At 64.2% G+C, this 21,505-nt stretch carries 11 protein-coding genes; 8 read left to right on the forward strand and 3 right to left on the reverse strand.

All coding sequences use genetic code 11. The features are described 5' to 3' along the window. Positions 1-17 precede the first annotated feature (17 nt). Entirely contained in the window at positions 18-728 is a 711-nt protein-coding gene (locus tag AC0CMF_RS10535; protein WP_050474610.1) for a GntR family transcriptional regulator, read from the reverse strand. A 347-nt stretch (positions 729-1,075) separates the two neighbouring features. Here AC0CMF_RS10535 and AC0CMF_RS10540 point away from each other — a divergent pair, with 347 nt between their 5' ends. The 8 genes from AC0CMF_RS10540 to AC0CMF_RS10575 all read left to right on the forward strand — a co-directional run bounded on the left by AC0CMF_RS10540 (position 1,076) and on the right by AC0CMF_RS10575 (position 12,252). After that, positions 1,076-1,849 (forward strand): LamB/YcsF family protein, encoded by a 774-nt coding sequence (locus tag AC0CMF_RS10540; RefSeq protein WP_374629577.1) that lies wholly within the window; start codon positions 1,076-1,078, stop codon positions 1,847-1,849. Between the two features lies 1 nt (position 1,850). Beyond that, positions 1,851-3,482: a 5-oxoprolinase subunit B/C family protein gene (locus tag AC0CMF_RS10545; protein WP_374629579.1), complete on the forward strand. Its 1,632-nt coding sequence runs from the start codon at positions 1,851-1,853 to the stop codon at positions 3,480-3,482. Further along, entirely contained in the window at positions 3,479-5,227 is a 1,749-nt protein-coding gene (locus AC0CMF_RS10550) for an acetyl/propionyl/methylcrotonyl-CoA carboxylase subunit alpha (protein ID WP_374629580.1), read from the forward strand. Before AC0CMF_RS10545 ends, AC0CMF_RS10550 begins: the two co-directional genes overlap by 4 nt. Beyond that, positions 5,224-7,065, forward strand: a complete 1,842-nt coding sequence (locus AC0CMF_RS10555) for an ABC transporter ATP-binding protein (RefSeq protein ID WP_374629581.1) — start codon at positions 5,224-5,226, stop codon at positions 7,063-7,065. Before AC0CMF_RS10550 ends, AC0CMF_RS10555 begins: the two co-directional genes overlap by 4 nt. Before the next feature lie 43 nt (positions 7,066-7,108). After that, positions 7,109-8,644, forward strand: coding sequence for an ABC transporter substrate-binding protein (locus AC0CMF_RS10560; RefSeq protein WP_374629582.1), 1,536 nt, complete (start codon positions 7,109-7,111; stop codon positions 8,642-8,644). 65 nt (positions 8,645-8,709) lie between these two features. After that, the gene (locus AC0CMF_RS10565) at positions 8,710-9,633 is read left to right on the forward strand and encodes an ABC transporter permease (protein ID WP_186391226.1); all 924 of its coding nucleotides are present in this window, start codon (positions 8,710-8,712) and stop codon (positions 9,631-9,633) included. Positions 9,634-9,638: 5 nt separating this feature from the next. Continuing rightward, positions 9,639-10,487, forward strand: coding sequence for an ABC transporter permease (locus AC0CMF_RS10570; protein WP_019963881.1), 849 nt, complete (start codon positions 9,639-9,641; stop codon positions 10,485-10,487). Between the two features lie 4 nt (positions 10,488-10,491). Continuing rightward, positions 10,492-12,252, forward strand: coding sequence for a M14 family metallopeptidase (locus AC0CMF_RS10575; protein WP_374629583.1), 1,761 nt, complete (start codon positions 10,492-10,494; stop codon positions 12,250-12,252). 19 nt (positions 12,253-12,271) lie between these two features. Here the strand turns inward: AC0CMF_RS10575 and AC0CMF_RS10580 are convergent, their stop codons facing one another. Then, on the reverse strand, positions 12,272-14,005 hold the full coding sequence (locus AC0CMF_RS10580) for a ShlB/FhaC/HecB family hemolysin secretion/activation protein (RefSeq protein ID WP_374629585.1): 1,734 nt from the start codon (positions 14,003-14,005) through the stop codon (positions 12,272-12,274). Next, positions 14,005-21,090: a two-partner secretion domain-containing protein gene (locus AC0CMF_RS10585; RefSeq protein ID WP_472481623.1), complete on the reverse strand. Its 7,086-nt coding sequence runs from the start codon at positions 21,088-21,090 to the stop codon at positions 14,005-14,007. Before AC0CMF_RS10585 ends, AC0CMF_RS10580 begins: the two co-directional genes overlap by 1 nt. Between the last annotated feature and the right edge of the window lie 415 nt (positions 21,091-21,505).

The following is a 21,505-nucleotide window of genomic DNA, read 5'->3' on the forward strand; positions in this document are numbered from 1 at the left end:
GATTGATGGCATTTCCTTTACCGCGAGCGCTTGTCCGCCGGTTTGCGCTCCAGCCTTTCGTAAGCGCCCAGGATGAAGCGCTCGGCCTGTAGCAGATAGGCCTCGAGTTTTGCCGCAGCGCCCTTGGCGTCGCCTGCGGTCAGCAAGCCGAGAATGATCTGGTTCTGGTCCACATAAGGCCCATGCAGATATTCCGGATCGTGCAGAAGGCCGAAGACAAGCCGCAATTCGGCGGAAACCTGCGCATAGAAGGCGGACAGGCGCGGGCTGTCGGCGAGCTCCACAATGGCCGAATGGAAGGCGATGTCGGCGCTGCCGACGCTGAGCCATTCGCCGGCTTCCCGGTGGGCGCGGGCGGCGTCAATGGCGGCCTGCATCCTGGCCACGGCCGGGTGCAGCGGATGGGCGCTGGCAAGGGCTGGGCATTCGATCAGGCGGCGGATGCGGTAGATATCCACAATCGTGGACATGTCCGGCGTGACGACAAAAACACCCCGGTTCGCCTCGTGCCGCAGCAGGCCTTCCTTGGTGAGCAGGCGGAACACTTCGCGCAGGGTGTTGCGGGAAACCTGCATGGCTTCGCACAGCTGCACTTCCGACAGATGGCTGCCCGGTGTCAGCACGCCGTCGATGATCTTCTGCCGCATGCGCCCGGCAATCACGTCCGCCAGAGGTTGCGCCTGTTCGTCTGCCGGGGCCGCAAGGCCTGCCGGAGCGGGTTTCTTCATGTGTGCTCCCTGCGGAATGGCTGCCCCGCCACCCTCTCCCATCCGTTTGCCCGGTGCCCGCGTTTGTCTGATGCCCGTGCCGGGTCCGGAGAATCGGATATCCGCGCAAGGTATGAGGCACTGCGCACCGCTTCAAGCGGCATGCGCAGGCCTTCGGGCGCCTCTGCTGCCTGCATGTGCAAACCTGCAGTATTTGCTAAAATTGTAGGCGTCAACATGCCACATTGCAGTGCAATACAATAAAATTGTTCAACAATATGGACAAGCCTGTTTGCCTTTGCTACGCCTTGGAGCAAGGGGAGGGCCGTGCTGTCCTCCTGTCAGGGTTGCGTGGCAAGGCAGGGCAGATGCGGGTGATCGACCTCAACAGCGATCTGGGCGAGAGCTTCGGTGCATGGACCATGGGCGATGACAGCGCCATGCTGGACATCGTCAGCAGCGCCAATGTGGCCTGCGGTTTCCATGCGGGTGATCCGGCCGGTATCCTGCGCACCCTGAAGGCTGCTGCCGCGCGCGGCGTCACGGTTGGCGCCCATGTGGGCTACCGCGATCTGGCCGGTTTCGGCCGCCGCACCATGGACCCGTCCAGCGAAGAGCTGACCGGTGACGTGATTTACCAGATCGGTGCCCTCAAGGGGCTGGCGGCGGCTGCGGGGACGCAGGTCACCTATGTGAAGCCGCATGGCGCACTCTACAACACCATCGCCTTTGATGCTCGGCAGGCCGCTGACGTCATCCATGCCATCAAGGCGGTGGATTCCTCGCTCGTGCTGGTGGCGCTGGCAGGCTCGCCGCTGATCGCGCAGGCCCGTGCGGCCGGCCTGGACGTGGTTGGCGAGGCTTTTGCCGACCGGGCCTACACGCCGGATGGCAAGCTGGTGTCACGCCGCGAGGCTGGCGCCGTGCTGCATGATCCGGAGCTGGTTGCCCGGCGGATGCTGCAATTCGTCACGGAAGGAACCGTGGAAGCCATTGACGGCAGCCTTGCCCCTGTTGATGCCCGGTCCATCTGTGTGCACGGGGACAGCCCGGATGCGGTCGCCATGGCCCGCCGGGTGCGCGAGGTGCTGGAGGCAGCCGGCCACCGCATTGCCCCCTTTGCAGCAGCAGGCAAGGCCTGAGATGCCGGCGCGCCGGTCCATGCGGGTGCTGATGCTGCGCGAGGGCGCAGTGCTGCTCGAACTCGCCAGCCTTGATGTGACGCTTGCCCTGTTCGATGCGCTGGAAGCCGATCCGGTGGCCGGGGTGCTGGAGATCGTTCCGGCGGCCCGGACGCTGCTGATCAGCCATGATCCGCTGACCATTTCTGCCGAACAGGTGGCCGCCGAGGCTGTGGTGCGGCTGGGCATGCCCCGCAAGGCGGGGGCCGCCGAGGTGGTGGAGATTCCCGTCCGCTATGACGGGGAGGATCTTGCCGATGTGGCGGAGCTGCTGGGCATTTCCACGCATGAGGTGATCCGCCGCCATGTGGAGGCTGATTATCTCGTTGCCTTCACCGGCTTTGCGCCGGGCTTTGCCTATCTCAGTGCGCCTGAGGCTGGTTTGCATGTGCCGCGCCGCGCTTCGCCGCGCACCCATGTTCCTGCGGGCGCCGTGGGGCTGGCGGGCGAATTCAGCGGCATCTATCCGAAGGTCAGCCCCGGCGGCTGGCAGCTGATCGGCACGACACCGCTCGCCATGTTCGATCTTGGCCGCAAGCCTGCCGCGCTGCTGCAGCCGGGCCAGCATGTGCGGTTCCGCGATATGGCGGGAGCTACGCATCATCCGGTGGCGAAGATCCCCGCAGAAGATGCAACGCCTGCTGCCGCCGTGCTGGAGGGCGGGATTGAAGGCCTGCATCTCGATGTGCTGAGCGCCGGGCTTCCGGCGCTGTTTCAGGATCATGGCCGTCCCGGACTGGCAGCGCAGGGCATCAGCCGCTCTGGCGCGGCGGACCGGGCCAGCCTGTCGCTGGCCAACCGCATTACGGGTAATCCGGCAGACGCGGCAGCTCTCGAACTCGCGCCAGCCGTCTTCTCCTTCCGCGTGAGCGGCCGTGCCGTGATCGCGGTGACGGGCGCGGAGCGGGCCATCACCATCCAGCCGGAGCGGGGCCCGCGCATTTCCGGGCCCATGAACCGGCCTCTGGCGCTGGAGCCGGGCGACCGGGTGACGCTGAAGGCCCCCACGGCGGGCCTGCGCAGCTATCTCGCCTTGCGCGGCGGTTTTGCGGTTGAGCCGGTGCTCGGCAGTGCTTCGGCAGATACGCTGGCGCAGATCGGTCCTGCTGCGGTGACGTCCGGGGCGCGGCTGCGGGCGGCATCCGGGATGAAGCTCTCCGCCGTCGAGCCAGAGGTGCTTCCCGCCTTCGCCATGCCGCGCGCCGGGGAAACCACGGTGCTGGACGTGGTATTGGGGCCGCGCACGGACTGGTTCACGCCTGTCTCTGCCGAACAGTTCCTGAAAACCTCCTGGGCGGCGACGTCTCAGGCAAGCCGCACAGGCCTGCGTCTGTCAGGGCCGGTGCTGGAGCGGGCTGTCACGGGCGAGTTGCCGAGCGAAGGTACGCTGCGCGGGGCCATTCAGGTGCCTGCCAACGGCCAGCCGGTGCTGTTCCTTGCCGATCATCCGCTGACCGGTGGCTATCCGGTTATGGCCACGGTGGCGGCGTATCATCTTGATCTGGCCGGGCAGATTCCGCCCGGTGCCTTCATCCGTTTCCGGGCCGTCCGTCCCTTCACGGCCTATTCCCTTTGCGCAGGTGACACTCCATGAAAAAAGTGCTGATTGCCAATCGCGGCGAGATTGCCGTGCGCATCATCCGGGCCTGCCGGGACTATGGCCTCGCTTCTGTGGCCGTCTACGCAGATGCCGACGCCGGGGCGCTGTTTACGGAATTTGCGGACGAGGCCTATGCCCTCAACGGCGCTTCGCCGAAGGAGACCTATCTCGACATCGCCAAGCTGATCGCCATCGCCCGCCAGTCCGGCGCAGATGCGGTGCATCCGGGCTACGGGTTCCTGTCTGAGCGCGCCGAATTTGCCCGTGCCGTGATGGACGCAGGTCTCACCTGGATCGGGCCGGACCCGCAGGTGATCGAGGTGCTGGGCGACAAGCTGCAGGCCCGGCGCATCGCCCAGAAGGTGGGCGCACCGCTGGTGGCGGGCAGCGAGGGCGCGCTGTCGAGTGCTGCCGAGGCGCTGGCCTTCGCCCGTCAGTTCGGTATGCCGCTGGCCATCAAGGCTGCCCATGGCGGCGGCGGGCGCGGGATGAAGATTGCCCGGCATCTGGACGAGGTGGAGGACCTGTTCGAATCCGCCACCCGCGAGGCCGTTGCCGCCTTTGGCCGCGGCGAGTGCTATGTGGAGCAGTTCCTCGACCGCCCGCGCCACATTGAGGCGCAGGTTCTGGCCGACAAGCATGGCAATGTGGTGGTGGTGGGCACGCGCGACTGCTCCCTGCAGCGCCGGAACCAGAAGCTGGTGGAGGAGGCGCCCGCGCCCTTCCTCAGCGCGGCGCAGCGCGAGACGATCCACCGGGCCGCGCGAGATATCTGCGCGGAAGCCGGCTATTCCGGCGCCGGGACGGTGGAGTTCCTGCTGAGTGCCGACGGGCTGATTTCCTTCCTGGAAGTGAACACCCGCCTTCAGGTCGAGCATCCGGTGACGGAGGAGACCACGGGGCTTGATCTTGTGATCGAGCAGTTCCGCATTGCCGAGGGACAGCGGCTCTCCTTCACCACGACGCCGGAGCCGAGGGGGCATGCGTTCGAGTTCCGCATCAACATCGAAGATCCGGGCCGGGGTTTCCTGCCGTCTGCCGGTGAAATCCGCCGCTGGCGTGCGCCTTCGGGGCCCGGCGTGCGGGTGGACAGCGGTGTGGAGACCGGTTCGCTCATTCCGCCGATGTTCGATTCCCTTTGCGCCAAGCTGATCGTGCGCGGTCCCACCCGCGACAAGGCCATTGCCCGCGCCCGCCGCGCCCTGGCGGAATTCGTCATCGAGGGCGTGCCCTCGGTGCTGCCGTTCCACCGGGCGGTTCTGGAGCATCCGGACTTTACCGGTGCCGACTTCGAGGTCCACACCCGCTGGATCGAGACAGATTTCGCCGGAACCCTGGAGGAAGCGACCCGCCCGGATGCGCCCGCCATCCGTCCGCTGCTGCGGGGCCGGATCGAGATTGATGGCCGTCTGGTCGAGGTGGGCATCCCCGATGGCTTTCTGCGCCTTCTGGGGGCGGCGGCTCCCGTTGCCGGGGATGGCGGCGGGGAGGTCGAGGACGCTGGCGCCGTGCGGGCGCCTGTCGCCGGAACGCTCGCCCATTGGGCCGTTGAGGAAGGGGCCGCCGTCGAGGAGGGGGCCGTCCTTGCCATGATGGACGCCATGAAGATGGAAACCGCCGTCACCGCGCCCTGTTCCGGGCGTATCACCGGACTTGCTGCCGCAGGCTCCACGCAGGCTGCCAATGCAATCCTTGCCCGTATTTCGCCCGCAGTGGCACAGCCGGAGGCCAAGGCATGACGCTTTCAACGAGCCCGGAAACCCCGCAGGCCGCAGCGCCGCTCCTGACCATCGATGGCCTGACCGTCCGCTTCGGCAGCACAAAGGTCATTGAGGATCTGTCCTTCTCGGTTCAGCCGGGCCGCACGGTTGCGGTGGTGGGCGAATCCGGCTCCGGCAAGTCGGTCACATCCCTCTCCGTCATGCGCCTTGCGGACATGATGGGCGCGCGCTTCGATACGGGGCGCATTCTCTTCGGCGGCCGCGATCTGCTGGAAACCTCCCAGAAGGACATGCGCAGCATTCGCGGCAAGGAGATCGCCATGATCTTCCAGGAGCCGATGACCTCGCTCAATCCGGTCTTCACCATCGGTGACCAGATCAGCGAAGTGCTGATGCTGCATGAAAAGAGCAGCAAGGCGGCAGCCCTTGCCGAAGCGCAGCGCCTGCTGGAAATGGTGCGCCTGCCTGATGCTGCCGAGCAGCTGAAGCGCTATCCGCACCAGCTCTCCGGCGGCATGCGCCAGCGGGTGATGATCGCCATGGCGCTGGCCTGCCGTCCCAGGCTGCTGATAGCCGACGAGCCGACCACGGCGCTGGACGTGACCATTCAGGCGCAGATCCTCAACATCCTGCGGGACCTGCAGAAGGAACTCGGCATGGGGATGATCTTCATCACCCATGACATGGGCGTCGTTGCGGAAATGGCCGATGACGTGGTGGTGATGTGGAAGGGGCGCAAGGTGGAAGAAGGCCCGGTGGGGCAGATCTTCAACAGCCCGCAGCATCCCTATACCCAGGCGCTTCTGGCCGCCGTGCCGCGCCTTGGCAGCATGACGGGGCAGGACTTCCCCAAGCGCCTCGCCGATCTTGCCGGAGCTGACGGCAGCATGGAGGGCAAGCAGGAGGAGCGGTTGCAGGACACCGCGCGCTATGACAGCCCGCCGCTCCTGGCGGTCAAGGACCTGTTCGTGCGCTTCGATGTGCGGCGCAACCTGCTGGGCCGCACGACGCACCGGCTGAGTGCGGTCTCCAACGTGTCGCTCGAGATCTATCCGGGCGAGACGCTGGCGTTGGTGGGCGAGTCCGGGTCCGGCAAGTCCACCATCGGCCGTACCATCCAGCAGCTTCAGGAAGCCCAGTCGGGCGATATCCTGTTCGGCGGGCGCAGCTTCGCGCAGATGAGCCGGGCCGAGCGCCACGCCATGCGCCAGAAGGTACAGTATATCTTCCAGGATCCCTTCGCCTCGCTCGATCCGCGCAAGACGGTGGGCTTCTCCATTGCCGAGCCGATCCACACCCACGGCCTGATCGCCGATCCCAAGGCCGTGCGCCGCCGGGTGGATGAGCTGCTGGAGCGCGTGGGGCTTGGGTCCGAGCATGCGGCGCGCTATCCGCACGAGTTTTCCGGCGGCCAGCGCCAGCGCGTGTGCATCGCCCGTGCCCTTGCCTCCAACCCGGAACTGATCATCGCCGATGAGGCCCTGTCGGCGCTGGATGTGTCGATCCAGGCGCAGATCATCAATCTCTTCATGGATCTGCAGGCCGAGCGCGGCCTCGCCTATCTCTTCATCAGCCACGACATGGCGGTGGTGGAGAAGATGAGCCACCGGGTCGCGGTGCTCTTCCTCGGCCAGATCATGGAAATGGGCAGCCGCCGCCAGGTCTTCGAGACGCCAGCGCATCCCTATACCCGCAAATTGCTCGCCGCTGTCCCGGTCGCCGATCCGTCGCGTCCGCGTGGCGGTGTGCTGATCGAGGGCGAAATCCCGAGCCCGGTCCGCCGGGTAGGGGATGAGCCTGCCATCCTCACCCACGAGGAAATCAGTCCCGGCCATTTTGCCGCCCGCGGCGCCTGACCGTGACCCGCAGACCCGAAGCCAATCAGCAGAGGACTTGGAAATGAAACTGAAGACATTGGGCATGGGCGTTGCCGCCCTTGCGCTGGCCATCTCCGGCGCATCCTTCACGGCACAGCCTGCATTTGCGGCTGGCAAGCTGACGATTTCCTCCCCGCAGGATCCAGGCAGCTGGGACCCGATCGACACCTTCCTCGTCGCCTGGGCCGCCGTTTCGACCAACATCTTTGAAGGCCTGACCTACCGCGGGCCGGACCTGAAACTGGTGCCGGGCCTTGCCGAGAGCTGGGAAGAGCTGGACGAGGGCAAGCGCATCCGCTTCACCCTGCGCAAGGACGTGAAGTTCCACAACGGCGAACCCTTCAACGCCGCGGCCGTGAAGTTCACCTTCGACCGCCTGCTGGGCGAAGAAGGTGCCAAGGGCCCGCAGCGCTCCAACTACATCGTCATCGACAGCGTCGAAGTCATCGACGACTACACGGTGGACCTGAAGCTGAAGAATCCGGATCCGGTGCTGCTGACCAAGCTGGCCGGCTATGGCGCCATGATCGTGCCGCCGCAGTATATCGCCGAGAAGGGCGAGGAGTTCTTCAACACCAATCCGGTCGGCACCGGTCCGTTCAAGTTCGTCTCCTACGCGCCCAAGGCCTCCATCTCGCTGGCGGCAAACCCGGATTACTGGGGCGGTGCGCCGAAGCTGTCCGAGCTGGAATACCGCTTCATCTCCGAGCCTGCGACGGCCGTTGCCGAACTGCAGTTCGGCCGCGTTGACCTGGTGATCCCGCCCACCATTCCGATCGGCATGATCCCCACCATCGAGAGCGACAACAACCTGGAGATCGTCAGCGTTCCCGGACCGACGGTGGATGCCCTGCGCTTCAACACCCGTGACGGCATCACCGCCGATCCGCGCGTGCGCAAGGCCATCATCATGGCCGTGGACCGCGCCGCGATCGTTCAGTCGATCCTCGCCGGTCAGGGCGCAGAGATCGCCAGCTTCCAGAGCGCCCTGTCCTTCGGTTACGACGCTGAGCTGAAGCCTCTGCCCTATGATCCGGAAGGCGCCCGCAAGCTGCTGCAGGAAGCCGGTGTCCCGGAAGGCGCCACGCTGCAGATCGACGTGCGCGGCAATGACGCGACCATGAACGAAGTGGCACAGGCCATTTCCTTCTACCTGCAGTCCATCGGCCTCAACGTCTCCGTTACCCCGCATGAGACCAGCACGCTGATCAACGACATCATCCCGCAGGGCAAGACCGGCGCGATGTTCCAGCAGAAGTGGGGCGGCTGGACCTTCGATTACGACAACACCGCTTACGCCATGTACCACACGGGCGAAAAGTGGAACCCGTATGACAAGGACGAGACGCTGGACAAGCTGCTGGAATCCCAGCGCCCGATGACCGACCGCGCAGAGCGCGAGAAGGTGCTGAAGGAAATCGGTGCCTATGTGGCCGGCAAGGCGCTGGAGCTGCCGCTCTACAACACCAACGCCATCTACGCGATCAACAAGCGGGTGAAGGGCTTCGTGCCGGCGCCGGACACGCGCCTGAAGCTCAACGAAGTCACCGTCGAGTGACCTCATGACAGCGGCTGCCGCCTGCCCGTGCGGGCGGCAGCTTTCCTGCCCTGAAGGAGAAGAACGTGGCCAGTTTCCTCATCAAGCGCCTGCTGCAGGCCATTTTCGTCGTCATAGCGCTGACGCTTGTCGTCTCGTTTGCCATCCGCCTCACCGGCGACCCTGCCGTGATGATGTTCCAGGGTGGCGGCAGCATGACGGAGGAAGACCTTGCGCGCATCCGCGCCGCACTGGGCACGGATCAGCCCTTCTTCGTGCAGTATTTCAGTTTCCTGAAAGGGCTGCTTACCCTTGATTTCGGCCGCAGCTTCGTGGGCGGCACGCCCGTGTCGCAGCTGATTGGCGCGGCACTGCCGGCAACCCTGCTGCTTGCCTTCATCTCCATGGCCGTGTCCATCGCCATCTCGATCCCGCTCGGCATCAAGGCCGCCATCTCGCGGGGCAAGGGCGTGGATCAGGTGATCCGCATCTTCTCGCTGATCGGCCTGTCCTTTCCGAATTTCTGGCTGGCCACCATGCTGGTGCTGCTCTTCGCCATCACCCTGCGCATCCTGCCGCCCAGCGGCATGAGCGGCATCGAGAGCTACATCATGCCGGCGCTGACCATGGGCGTCATCCTGACCGCCACCAACGTGCGGCTGGTGCGCACCGCCATGCTGGAAACGCTGCAGTCGCAATATGTGATGGTGGCCCGTGCCAAGGGCCTGAGCGAAAGCAAGGTGCTTTACAAGCATGCGCTGCGGAACTGCGCCATTCCGCTGATCACCTATTTCGGCCTGCAGTTCGGCGGGTTGCTCGGCGGCATCGTCGTCATCGAGCGGGTGTTCAACTGGCCGGGCCTCGGCTCTCTCGCCTTCGATGCAGTGGGCGCCAGAGACTATCCGCTGCTGCAGGGCGTCATCACGGTTCTCTCGCTGATGATCGTCGGCATCAACCTTCTGGTCGACATCGCCTACGGGCTGGTCGATCCCCGCATCCGGACGGAGTAAGCGCCATGGCTTCCGCAACCTCGCGCCTGTGGCGCTTCTCCAACCTTGAATTCGTGCTGGGCGCCAGCCTGACCACGGTGATCTGCCTTGCCGTCATCTTCTCCGGCCTGCTGTTCCCCGGCGGCGTGGACAAGATCGACTTCATGGCCCGCAATCTGGCGCCGTTCACCTCCTGGGCGCATCCCTTCGGCACCGATGCGCTGGGCCGCGACGTGCTGGCGCGGGTGGTGGCCGGCGGCAAGATCTCGCTGCTGGTCGGCTTCGTGTCGGTGGCCGGTGCCGTTGTCTTCGGCGTCATCATGGGGCTGATCGCCGGTTACTACCGTGGCTTCTGGGACATGGTGGTGATGCGCTTTGCCGATCTGCAACTCGCCATGCCCTTCATCCTGCTGGCGATCACCTTCATCGCCATCGTCGGCGGCAGCCTGACCAACACCATCATCCTGCTGATCGTCTCGCAATGGGTGCAATATGCCCGCCTTGTGCGCGGCTCGGTGCTGACCCTGCGCGAGCGGGAGTTCATCCAGTCCGCCAAGGCCATTGGTGTACGCGACTGGCGCATCATCCTGCAGCATCTCCTGCCCAACCTGCTGGGACCGGTGATCGTGCTGATGACGCTGAACGTGGCCAACAACATCCTGCTGGAGAGCAGCCTCACCTTCCTCGGTCTTGGCGTTGACCGCACGGTGCCGAGCTGGGGCGGCATGCTGGCCGACGGCCGCACCTATCTGCAGACGGCGTGGTGGATCAGCGTATTCCCCGGCCTTGCCATTCTGCTGACGGTGCTGGGCCTCAATCTTCTCGGCGACTGGCTGCGTGACAGCCTCGACCCTACCGGACGCAGCACGAGGTAAGCCGATGACCTGCACGACCATCTGCCTGAAAGACGCCGGCTTTTCCTCCACTCTGGACCGCCTCTCGGCGCTGCTGCGCCCCGGCATCACGGCGCTGGAGGCCTGGACTTTCGATGATCTGAAGACCCGCCGTGCCATCGAAGCGGCGCTGGCGGAAAAGGGCATCACGGCGATCATCCGCAGTGCCTACAAGCCGCTGGTTCATGCGGTGCTGGAAGAGGTGGATCTGGACGGCGTTGCCGCCGCAGAGCTGCGCTATCCGGTGCATCCGCTGGCACCGGAGAACCGCTTCCGGCTGGAGGCCTATCCGCTCGCCGCCCTGATTGCGCCGCGCCCGCTGACCTTCTCGGCGCGGACGGATGGCAGCCTGCAGTATGAGCTGGTGCTGACCCATCACGATGGCAGCACACAGACCGTCACCATCCTTGCCCCCAACCGGGAGCATCAGGATCTTGCCGGACAGATGAACCTCTCCCCCTGCGGCTGGGTGAAGCTGAATGGCGATGCGGCGGGCGCTCCCTTTGAGACGCCCTACGAGGCGCTGTTTGCTGAAGCGCTGGATGCCGTCAGCGGCCATGACTGGGGCGTGGCCGAGCCCTGGTTCGAGGAGCTGAACCTTGCCGTCCGCCTGCCTGCAGCTGATCTGCCCCTTGCCCATGCGCATGAGGTGATGAGCCTTGCCGAGGCGATGCACGAGGATCTCTATTTCTCGCTGCTCGAATTCTTCCAGATGAAATCCGGCCGCCCGCAGGGCGACCGGGGGCTGAAGCCGGGGCAGATCGTGCCGGAAGTGCTGGGCGGGCAGGAGGGCTATCACCTGCGCATCGAGTTGCGTCCGCTTGCCACCCAGACCCCGCCTGCAACAGCGTACAGCCCGGCTGAGCAGGATCTGGCGCAGGCGGCTGCGCCCCTGTCCCCCGCGCAGATTTCCGCAGAACTGGCGCGGGCCGGCGGCGAGGCTTTCTCAGCGTCTTCACGCGCGGGCCGCAAGGTCGAGGCCCGTTACCGGAAGGGCACTCATGTGCCGGTGATGATCAGCGCCGGCCAGCATGCCAACGAGACGACCGGGGTTGTGGGAGCCTTGCGTGCCGGGCAGGTTCTGGCCGCCCGCGACGGCGCGCATTTCACCCTGTCGCCGCAGGAAAATCCGGATGGTTATGCCCTGCACCAGCGGCTGATTGCGGACAATCCCCTGCACATGCATCACGCCGCCCGCTACACGGCGCTGGGGGATGACCTGGAATACCGCAGGCCCGAAACCGCCGGGGATCTTCTGCTGGAGAAGGCCATCCGCATTGAGGCGGAAGCGCGCACGGGCGCGCAACTGCACGTCAACCTGCATGGCTATCCCTCGCACGAGTGGACGCGGCCGCTTTCCGGCTATGTGCCCCGGCATTTTGCCATGTGGACGCTGCCGAAGGGCTTCTTCCTGATCCTGCGCTATCTTGACGGCTGGGAGCGGCAGGCCGAGGACCTGATGGACCGGGTGACGCGCCATCTCGCCGCCATCCCGGGCCTGCTGGAGGAAAACGCCCGCCAGATCGCGCTCTACGAAGTCCACGCAGGCGAAACCGGGTTCCGCATGGTCAACGGCTTCCCGTGCCTGTGCTCGGTGGACGCGCGCCATACGGTGCCGGTGACGCTGATCACCGAATACCCGGACGAAACCATCTACGGCCCGGATTTCATCACCGGCCACACCGCCCAGATGGAAACCGTCCTTTCCGCCTATGACGCCTGGCAGCAGATCATGGCTGTGGGGTGAAGGAATGAAGGACCAGCCGTCAGAACCTTGTCATGACACGCAGGTTGAAGCGGCTGGTATCCTTCATCCCGGTTGCGGACCCGTGGGCATACTCAAGCGAAACCGTCGCTGAGCGGGGGCTTGAGGCCTCCGACAGGCCGGCGCGGACGCCGATGCCGAAGGCGTGGGCCCGGGTGAGTTCGGTTTCCAGAGCGGTGGCGGCTTCGAGCTTTGCGATACCGGCCGCACCGAAGACATAGGGGGCTGCAGCGGCGTTGAAACCGCCGGGCAGGGGCAGGGCGACCGGCACCGAGAGTTCGGCGCGGACAGCCGCACCCGCATCGCCCTCAAGCTTGCCCGCCCCGAAGGCCGAAACCCATTCGCTGCCGCCAAGACCCGTCTGCTCGGAAGCCACCAGAGCATCGCCGAAGGACGTCTGTGCCTTGCCGCTCGCCTGAAAATTCAGGCGCTGGTTGAAGAAGGACTGGCTGTACCGGGCCGATATATCGAGCTTGCTGAAGTCCGGCTTGGCGCCGAAACGGGTGAGCGGCAGGCTCGTTGTGGCAGAACGCGCGCCCAGGGCATCCAGGCCGAAGGAGGCGGTCATGTCGCCCGAAATCACTGCGCCCCACGGGGCATAGAAATCTGCCGACTGGTTGAAGCGCAGCACCCGGGTCTGGTCTTGCGCCCAGTCAAACCGCGATGTCCCGACGGCGAGCCTCTGCTTTTCGGCCGCCAGATCCAGGCTGATCTGGCTGCTGGTGTTGAAGGTCCGGCTGCGCACCCACTTGTAGCCCAGGCGGACTGATCCGCGCTGGTAATGATCCAGCAGGGTGAAGCCTGTCTGGCTGAGGGGGTGGGTGCGGCTGTCGACGCCTTCCAGGCCAAACCAGAGGCCATTGGTGCCAAGCGGCATGGAAACGCCGCCGGCAATCTGCCGGTTGCGCGGATCATTGCTGAAGAAGCCGCCGTCAAGGCCCGGATAGCCCATCAGCCGCAGATAGAAGACTTCACCCAGCCCCAGAAGGCCGTTGAGATCAACGCCTGCACTCACGGAGTAGCGTCCGAGATTCCGGTCTAGGCTGTTTTCCAGGGAGAGGGTGGCCGTAACCGGATCATGCCGGCCGTCCACGACGATGACCGTGGCTCCGGTCTGGCTGCCCGCCTGAAGCGCGGACCTGAGCAGCAGACCGGCCGTATCGCCCGCCAGCAGCAGCCGCCGCTCCAGTTCCTGCAAGGTGACATTCCTGCGGCCGGTCAGTGGCTGCAGCGTGCGCTGCACGATGTTTTGAACCCGGGCCGGCAAGGCAGAGACATCAATTGCCTCCACATAGCCTTCCGTTACGGTCAGCCGCAAGGGCTTGCCATCCACGATGGTCTGCGGCGGCAGGCTGACACGCACGAGCACATAGCCCGCCCGTACATAGGCCGCTTCCAGATCGCGTGCCGCGGCAAAGAGATCTGCCGCCGTCACCCGCCGGTTCTTGAGCCTTGCTTCGATGCGGGCCGTCTCGGACGAAAGCTCGGCAAGTCCGCCTTCGACGGTGAGGCCGGACGGGGTGACCTCCAGCTTCTCCGCGCCGGCAGGCGCATCGAGCCCTGTCGTGGCGGGAAGCGAAAGCCCCTGCCGCACGGGGGAAATGGTTGCCGGCGCATAGTCGGGGCGCACCAACTGGCTGGCCGTCTGAGCCTGCGCGCACAGCGGCAGAAGACCGGCAGCTGCCAGCAGGCCCAGCCGCCGGGGATTGAGGAAGGTCATCATGCCATACGCCATCAGTTTGCACCACCAGCACAGGCGGGAGCCCAGCCGCCTGCAGCCAGGCAGTTGATGCCTGAAAGCCAGACGTCCCGCAACAGCAGCTGGCTCTCCTGATCATCCGGACCGCCCTGTGTGCCGCTTTGGGCGGGGGTGGTGACGCCTGTCACCTGCCGCCAGACGGGCTTGGACAGGCTGGGCGCGGGAATTCCTCCGCCCCGCCAGCTGACAAGGTTGACGCTCTGCCTGGAGGGCAGATTGTTGTCTGGCCCAGCCGGTGCGGGGCCTGGGTTGATGGTCAATGTGCCGTTCTGGAACTGCAATGTGTAGTTCGCAGCGCTCAACCCGGACACTGAGATGAGGTAGCTGCCTGCGGCGGTTGCGCCGATGGCCGAACCGCCATAGGACAGGCTGCCATTCAGAACGGCCTCGGTCTCACCATTGACAAAGCCTGAGAAGGTGACGCCCGCGCCGCCCGCATAGGGCGATCCATTCGCCGTCAGAACATCATCTCTTGCGGTCACGATCAGGTTTGCCCTGTCCACCGTCAGCGTGCCGGACACGAAGGTAATGTCATAGTTGTGCGAGGTCAGGCCCGACAAACCGATGCCATAGGAGCCTGCATTCACTGCCCCTTGCGAGGTGCCGCCATAGGTGAGCGTGCCGCCGAGAACCGAGGCGGTTTCGCCATTGACGAAGCCTGAGTAGGTAACGCCATTGCCACCCGAATAGGCGAGGCCATCATAGGTCTTGCTGTCGTTATTGGCTGTGGCTGTCAGAGCGGCCTTGTCGACCGTCAGAGTGCCGGAAATGAACGTGATGTCATAGCCAAGCTGACTGGAATGGAGACCGGACAGAATGAGGTTGCTGCCGCTGTAGCTGCCGGCATCTGCGCTGCTGGCCGTGTAGACAGCCGTTCCCGAGACAAGCGAGGTATCATGGTCCGGATCGCTATAGGTGAGGGTGCCGGTGCTGCTGGCGGAGGCCGAACCGTCGTAGGTTTTGCTGCCGCTGCCGCCGGTCACCGTCAGGCCGGTCATGAAACTGCGCAGCAGCGGTCCCGTGAAGCCGTCATAGATGCGCCAGACGGACGACGTGCCGCCTTCGTCGTCGATGCTCCAGCCTGCATCTGTGAAGGTGGACAGGCTGTTGATCTGGGCCGTGGTGAGGCCGGTAACATCCGGTGATCCGCCTGCGCCCACGCCGAGGCTCTGACCGGTTCTCTGTGTGTCAAAGAAGGACGCATTGATGATCAGGTCGCCGCCGCGTGCGCCAACAAGGCCGCCGCTGGTGCCTGCACCGGTCACGGCGCCGGTGGCATAGCTGTTGGTGATCGTGCTGTCGCTGCCATAGCCCACCAGGCCACCGGCTCTGTCCTGGGCAGTCACGGTGCCTGTGGCGTAGGTGTTGGTCAGGGAGCCGCCTGACATGTACCCGGCAAGGCCGCCCGCTCCCTCAATGCTTGCGCTGACGCTGCCGCTGGCAAAGGCATTCGATATGCCGCCGCCTGACACCGAACCCGCAATGCCACCCGCATAACGTCCGGCCGAAACGGTTCCTGCGGCATAATAGGAGGCCGTGAGCGTTCCTCCGGCCATCTGTCCCGTCAGGCCGCCGGCCGATTCTGCGGCGGTGACATCCGCCGTGGCTCGGGAGCTGGTGAGACTGCCGGCGTTGTAACCTGCGATCCCGCCGGCAACTGCGTTGGTGGCGGTCACAGATCCGGCAACGCTCACGTTCGTGATCGTGCCGAAGTTCTGCCCGGCGATGCCGCCTACGTAGTCGGCACCCGAGATGCTGACATTGGTCAGCGCCAGATTGGAGACTGCACCGGCACCGCCGATGTAACCGAACAGACCGGCATTGTTTCCGGAGGTGTTGACCGTGAGCCCGGAAATCGTGCGGCCTTGCCCGTCAAACGAGCCGGCGAAACTGTCGGCCTGCGTTCCGATGGAGATGAAGCCTGTGCCTGAGTTCCAGAGGGACGTGCCGCTGGCGTCGAGATCTGACGTCAGAACAAAATCGAGAGACCGGAGGCTGGTGGAAGCCATGCCCTGAAGGCCGTAGATGTCCGCGATCTGATACGGCGTTCCAGACGAGCCGTCCCCTCCGGTCACGCGCAGGAATGTGGCACCGCTGCCGAGCCGGAAATCCGTGGCCGAGAAGGCGGGAAGCGAGGCGGCAATCTGGCTCCATGAGCCTGCCTGCAGGTCAAAAGTGCCCACGCTGATGGCACCGGATGCGGTGATCGTGCCGGCAGCGTTGAGAACGAGCGATCCATTCGTGCCGCCGTCAGAAATGCCCGCAAGCGATATGTCCCCGCCTGCGTTCAGCGTCAGGGTATGGGGAACGGACGACCAGGACAGATTGTCCGAAATGGTCAGATCTCCCCCTGCGCTCAGGCTTCTGGTGCCGTCGATTGTAAAGGCGCCGCCGCTGTTCAGGGACAGAACGCCACCGGCCGTCAGGTTTGCGTCGAGGGCGTAGGAGGCGGCGCTTGCGTCCAGATAGACGCCGCTTACAGACGTTGTCAGGGGCGTCAGGGTGACGTTGGACAGGCTGGACAGTTCCGTATCTGTATAGCTGCCGCGCGTGCTGGCCAGCTTCAGTTGGGTTGCCAGCAGTCCTGCTTCTCCGGTTATCAGATGGATTGCGCCGCCGTAAATCGAGACATTCTGCACCCCGTTGGTGCCAATGGTGTCCGAGAAGGCTGCGTTGAGCGTGCTGTCCCCGGTCTCAACATAGGTGAGGACGCCGGCTGAATTGAGCGCAGATGCATCTGCCAGGATGTAGTAGTAGCCATTGGCCCCGGTTACGGTATTGCCAATGCTGGCGCCGCCGGAGACGGCGGTAATCAGGCTTCCGGCCAGAGCCGTGCTGCCCGCATCGCTGTAGGCGATGCCGGAGACGGCGACCGGTGTCGTTGAGTAGCGCCAGTTGAGATACGAATAGAGATTGGTGCCGGTGCCCCAGACGGCCGGGGAGAAGCCGGCGGGAAGGCTGCCCTGCAACTGGGCGGTGGTGCGGGCGGTTGCACTGCCTGAGCCGCCTGCAATGCCTGTCGACTGCCCGCTCGTCTGCGTGTCCCAATAGGCGTTCGTTATGGCGGAGGCACTGTTGTTGTTCCAGCCAGCAAAACCGCCAACGCCTGCACTGCCGGTGACATAGCCTGTCGAATAGGCATTGGTGATGGTGCCATTGACAAAATTGACGCCGACAAAGCCGCCGATGTTGTCTGCACTGGCAAGGCCGATGACGCGGCCGGTGGCATAGGAGTCGGTTATGACGCCTTCATTATGGCCCACAAATCCGCCGATCGTGCCACCGGAACCGGTCACTGTGCCGGTGGCGTAAGATTGGCTGATGGTGCCGCCATTCCCACCGCTGTAGCCATTGCCGCCAACAAAGCCGCCGACATAGCCAAAGCCGGAATTGGTATTTGTGCCTGTCACGCTGCCTGTAGCCCGTGATGTGGTGACCGTGCCGCCATTGATGAGATAGCCCACAAAGCCGCCAGTCTGATAGCCGGCGCCTGTGACGTTGCCGCTTGTGGAGGAGAGGCTCACCGCACCACCATCGATTGTACCGATCAGGCCACCGGCATTGCTTTCTGCGGTGCTAACCGCCGTTACCGTCATGCTTGAAGCGGATGACGACACCGAGCCGCCGGACATGTAGCCGATAAGTGCACCCACATTGCTGTTCGCCACAACGCTGCCACCGGAGAGGGTGACATTGCTGATTGTGGCACCAGTGGTGAAGCCGAACAGACCAACATAGTTCGAGCCCGTGCGGTTGATCATCATGCCGGAAATCGTGTGGCCGTTGCCATTGAAACTGCCGGTAAACTCTGAACCGTTTCCGCCGACGGGTCTGAATCCGGAAGCGCCCCAGATGCCTCCGGTTGCCTGCGCCGCCGCCATGTTGATGTTTGCACCCAGCGTATAGCTGGCGGCAAGATCCAGGGCCATCAGCTGCAGCGCAACCGGCGTTGCGATGACGCTGGAATATTCGTTACGCAGCATGGGGCGGGTGTCACCTGCGAACATCACCCAGGTGTTGGTGAAATCAAAGCCGGAGTAGGTGGCTTGGGTGTAGGCATTTGCGGTGCTGATGCCGGTGCCGCCTGCGCTGGTGGATTGCCCGGTCGTGCCGGTGTCCCAATAGCCATTGGTTACGGTAATTGCCGTGGCATCCTGACTGCCGATCAGGCCGCCAGCATCCGTGCCACCCGTAACCAGCCCGCTGGCATAGACATTGGTCAGGGTGGTGCCCTGCACCGTGGTGCCAATCAGCCCTCCGATCCCGCTGCCCGTGCCGGTCACGGACCCGGTCGAATAGGAATCGCTGATCGTGGCAGCCCGGTTCCGTCCGACCAGTCCGCCAACTCCACCGGCGCCCGAGACGGTGACATGGGCGGATGAGAGGCTGATCGTCCCGATATCGCTCCAGCCTACCAAGCCTCCGGCGAGGTCACTCTGCGCGGTCACGCTGCCGGTCACATGAACATTCGTCAGCAGGCCACCTGAAAGCCGGGCGGCGATGCTGCCTACGGTGCCATTGCCGCTCACCGACACGTTGGACAGGGTGACGTCGCGGGCTGTGCCGGACATCAGCCCAAACAATCCCTGCACCGACTGGTTCGGCCGGTTGATCGTCAGGCCGTCGATGAAGTGGCCAAGGCCTGCAAATGTGCCGCTGAAGCCGTTGACCGGAACAAAGCCTTCGCCGCCGTTCCAGCTGGCTGTCGCTCCGGCGTCAATGCTGGAGGCAAGGGCAAAGCTGCCGGCAAGGTTGCCGTTCATCAGGGTCTGAAGGTCATCCAGACTGCGGATCAGCGTGTAGCCGGTTCCATCGATCTCCAGTGAGGATGACGCGCCGGACAAGGTGATGCGCGCGCCATTGGCAAGCGTGTAGCTGGAGCCATACCCTAGGGCGAGCTGCGCGTTTGCACCGGTCAGCGTGATGTCCTTCGAAAGGACCAGCGCATCTGCTGCGGTCAGCGATACATCCGCATTGGCGCTGCTGCTGGCGAGTGCAGCGTTGACTGCCAGATTGCCGGATGTTGTGGCGAGGGACAGAGAACTGCCGAAAGTCACCGGGCCGGTCACGGTCATTGCGCGATTGCTGCTCACGGCAAATGACCCGTCAGCGGAGGACGTGCCAAGAACGGCAATCGAGTTTTCGGCATTCGCCAGGCTGACCGATCCGCCATTTGACGCCGTTGCAGTCAACGTGTTGGCGGTAACGGAGGTGCCGCCTGCCTGATTGATCCCGCCCGAACCGGCGATCAGGACAAGCCCGCCGCTGCTGCCGGATGATGCAATGTTGTTATTGATGAAGATGCCGCCGGTCGTGGCATCGGCATTCAGCGTGAGCGTCGTGTTCGCAGACCAGGACACGGGAGCCGAGACGGTGATGTTGCCTGCTTCGGAGCCTGCGCCGTTGGTAAATATCGTGACATTCGTCGAGGAAAGATATGCAGCCAGAGTCGAGTTGTTAATGCCCGCTCCGGAGTTGAGGGGCGTTACGGTCCATGGATCGCCAGCAACACTGACAGTCATACCGCTGCTGCTTGAAGAAGAAATGGTCACGTTGTAGGGATCGATCAGCCACATTCCCGCTGCGCCGCTTTCCGAAATCGTCGAAACGTCGAAATTGCTGCCGAACAGCAGGTTGTGACCGGAGGTTTCGATCAGGCCGCCTGCTGCGGTTCCTGCCGCTCTTGCGCTGATGGAGCCTGCAAAGATCGTCGTGTCATCTGACCAGAGCACAGCCTTGCCGCCAGCCCCTGCCGTGCCATCCGCCTTGATGACTGCTCCCTCTGCCAGATAGGTGCGCGTTGCGTTCGCGACTTTTTCGGATACGAAGTTGTTGGCTGCCGTCTTGCCGCCCTGATAATCGCCGCCCACAAGCACGGTGCCGCCGGTTGCGCCGCTGACATCAATCAGGGAGCCGCTTTCAGCCCAGACAAGCTGGCCGGTGACGATGACCGTGCCGCCCGTGCCACCCGTGGACGTGGCATCCAGCGTTGTTCCGGCTCCGACAAGCGCGGTGCCGCCGTCAGCACCGGTCGCTGCCGTGACCTTGACCGTGCCGCCGCCGGTGGTGCCGGAGGTGTTGACCTTGGCCTCCTTCAGCGAAACGCTCTTGCCGGAGACGGCAATCTTGCCGCCCTTGCCGGATGCGGCGCTGGCATTGAGCTTGCCGGAAACCTCCACGCTGCCGCCATCGCCGCCGCCGATGACAATGGCGCCGCTCTTGCCGGAAACCGTGCGGGCCTCGGCGACGCCGGACATGTTGACGGCCTTGCGTGCCGCTTCACGGGCTGTGGCTGCGCTCATCACGACAGTGCCGCCATCGGCCGAGAGCGTGCCGCCGTTCTCGATCAGCGCGCCGTCGCCTTCCTGACCTTCTGCGGTGGGCAGCGACACCTGCATGAAGCCGTCGCCGGCAAGGTCCAGCGTCACCCGTTCGCCCGCGCCAAGGCCGATCTTGCCCATTGGCGCTGCAATCAGTCCATCATTGCGCACGGTGCCGCCGAGGAGGGCTGCGTAACCGCCCCGGCCTACGGTGATGATGCCTTCGTTCGAAACGGACTTCGATGCGCCATCGCCTGCAAAGTTCAGGCTGCCGTTCAGAAAGTCCTCATTGGCAATATCCAGCGTCGAGGCAATGAAGCCTCCGCCAATGTTGACCGTGCCGGTCGGCGTGATGGCAATGCCGTTCGGATTGACGAGGACAACCTGTCCGTTGCCGGTGACCGTGCCGGCGATTGTGGAGGGCGTTGCACCGGTAACGCGATTGAGAATGGCGGATGTGACGCCCGGCTGAATGAAGTTTACGGTGTTTCCGGCGCCGACGGAGAAGCTGTTCCAATTGATGATGGAGCGGTCTGTCCCCTGCGTCACCGTCATGAGATTTCCGGTCACGTCAATCGAGGCTCCTCCGGCCTGAATATTTGCGCCGGTCGGCAACTCTCCTGCCACAAGAGAGTGAGGGAAAACGAGTGCAGTAGACGCCAGAAGCGCAATAGCGGTGCGGTTGATGGACCGCTTCCTGCTTGTCACAAACTTGCCCTGCACAGCGTCTACCTGCGTCATTATTCCGCTCCCCGGCGCCCAGCCTCAGCTTTTAGTTGCTGTTGTTGAGCCTGCGTTTTATTTTAAACAAATAAGTATTTTCTTTTGCGATATGCTTTGAATGCTCAAGTCCTCTCAGGCCGTGACCACTGCTCACAATCCGAAGTCAATATTTTCACGCGGGAAGGTTTTCAGCAACGAGTCTTTTTCAGGTTTTCAACGCAGTTGCAGCTCCTGGAACATATGATTTTTTGAATATATATTTGACTTGGTGCATGGAGTAGTTGTCAGGCGCACTGGAAATTTGCCCGGTGGCTCCTGCGCAAGTTTACTTGTCCGGCTCTGCTCATGCAGGACAGGCTGTGCCTGATGCCCGTGCTGCTCCGATGACGTCATGGGCCAGCGTTCCGGCGGCTTTCTGCAATCCGGCCTCAGG

The sequence above is a fragment of the Pannonibacter sp. CBAS1226 genome (assembly GCF_055685825.1).